Source organism: Kitasatospora sp. NPDC007106, assembly GCF_040634455.1.
In the GTDB taxonomy this organism is placed as follows: Bacteria; Actinomycetota; Actinomycetes; order Streptomycetales; family Streptomycetaceae; genus Kitasatospora; species Kitasatospora arboriphila.
In genome coordinates this window covers 1-1,864 of sequence record NZ_JBEYFP010001053.1, presented here as the reverse complement: position 1 = coordinate 1,864, position 1,864 = coordinate 1, and the positions used below count along the sequence as shown (strand labels likewise).

Annotated in this window: 2 protein-coding genes; both read right to left on the bottom strand. The window is 75.9% G+C overall.

The window, feature by feature from the left end; all coding sequences use genetic code 11:
- Window positions 1–392, bottom strand: a 392-nt coding sequence (locus ABZ641_RS35635) for a response regulator transcription factor (RefSeq protein WP_359988577.1), incomplete at its 3' end; no start/stop codon positions are given.
- A gap of 32 nt (window positions 393–424) precedes the next feature.
- On the bottom strand, window positions 425–1,864 hold a 1,440-nt coding region (locus tag ABZ641_RS35630), incomplete at its 5' end, for a histidine kinase (protein ID WP_359988575.1).

The window sequence follows — 1,864 nt, the reverse complement described above, 5'->3', positions numbered from 1 at the left end:
CGGGAGGCGGCGGGCGACAGGAAGGCGTTGCCGCCGGCGGCCGCCCGGACGGCCTGGATGAGTTCGCCCGGGGCGGTGTCCTTCAGCAGGAACCCGGCGCCGCCGGAGGAGATCGCCCGCAGCACGTTCTCCCGCTCGCCGAAGGTGGTGAGCACGATCGCCCGCGCGCCGGGCGCGGCCCGCGGCAGCTCCGCCAGCGCGCTCAGCCCGTCCATCACCGGCATCTGGATGTCGAGCAGCACCACGTCCGCCGCGTGGGCGCGGGCGAGTTCCAGTGCCTCGCGGCCGTCGGCGGCCTCGGCCACCACGTCGATGTCGTCGGCGGAGGTGAGGATCATCCGGATGCCGGCCCGGATGAGCGGCTCGTCGTCGGCGACGAGGACCTTGATCACGTCTGGGGTCTCCCGGTGGGGGTCACGGTCGGTCACCTGGCAGCGTAGTGCTGCTTCTCGACGAGCCGGCCGTCGCGGAAGCAGAGCCTCAGCACGGTCTCCGTCTCCAGGGCGTCGGCGTCCTCGCCGGAGACGAACCAGGAGCAGGAGGCACCGGCCGGCACCGGCGGCCCCTGGTGCCGGTAGTCGTTGGTCAACTGCCGACTGCCGGAAGGCAGCTGACGGCGCACCTCCTGCTCGGAGCTGCCGACGGTCAGCGCGTCGAAGGTCTCCCGCTGGAGCGTGGCGTTGTCGAGCATGTGGAAGAAGGTGGCCACGGCCCAGACCAGCGCACCGACCGAGGCCAGCAGCACGAGTCCGGCGCCGACCGCGCAGCCCAGTGCCGGGCTGCGGCGCGGTGTCGGGTCGGGCGGCACCGGCAGGTCGAGGCCCAGGTCGTCCGGCAGCCCGGCGCCCGCGTCCGCGCCCTCGGGTCGCCCGGCGCCGTCGTACGGGAGCACGCCGGCCAGTCGGAACCCGCCGTCCGCCGCAGCTCCCGCGTGCACCATGCCGCCGAGCAGCCGGGCCCGCTCGTGCAGGCCGGTCAGTCCCTGGCCGCCGCGGACGGCCCCGTCGGCGCCGGCCGGCGGCGGACCGTTGTGCACCTCCACCACCAGGGCGTCCGGTTCGTAGCGCAGCGAGACGGTGATCACCGCCCCGGGCGCGTGCTTGTGGGCGTTGGTCAGCCCCTCCTGGACGATCCGGTACGCCGCGTGCCCCGAGGCGGCCGGCAGCGGCCGCGGCTCGCCGGCCCGTGTCAGCGCCACCGCGGCGCCCGCCGCCCGGGAGGCCTCGACCAGCCGCTCGACGGCCTCGACGCCGCCCGCCTCGGGCAGGGTGTCGTCCCGCAGCAGCCCGACCACCTCGCGCAGCTCGCGCATCGCACCGGTCGCCGCCTGGCGCAGTACGCCGACCGCCTCGCGCTGCGGCCCGGTCAGGCTGCGGTCCACCTCCAGCGCGCCGGTGTGCACGGCGATCAGCGCGAGCTGGTGGCCGAGGCTGTCGTGCATGTCCTGCGCGATCCGGTGGCGCTCGCGCAGCCGCGCCTGATGGGCGATCATCGCCCGCTCGCGCAGCAGCTGGGCGTTGCGTTCCTGCACCGCGGTGAGCAGCGCCCGGCGCTGGGCGCGGTAGCGGCCCACCACGGCGGGCAGCACGGCGAGCAGCAGGAAGCCGACCGAGGAGACGACCAGGTTGGCGCGGACGGGCAGGCCGTCGGTGTTGAGGCCCAGCGAGAAGGCGACGACGGCGTTGAAGGCGAGGCAGAAGACGGCGGTCAGCACCGGGGGACGGGCGATCCGGTACCCGGCGGACCAGCCGGCCAGCACCAGGAGGGGCAGGAAGCCGCCGTACCCGCCGGTGGCCGCGCCGGTGAGCACCAGCACCGTCCCGGGCAGGCCCCGGCGCAGCAGGCACAGCGCCGCCGCCGCGAG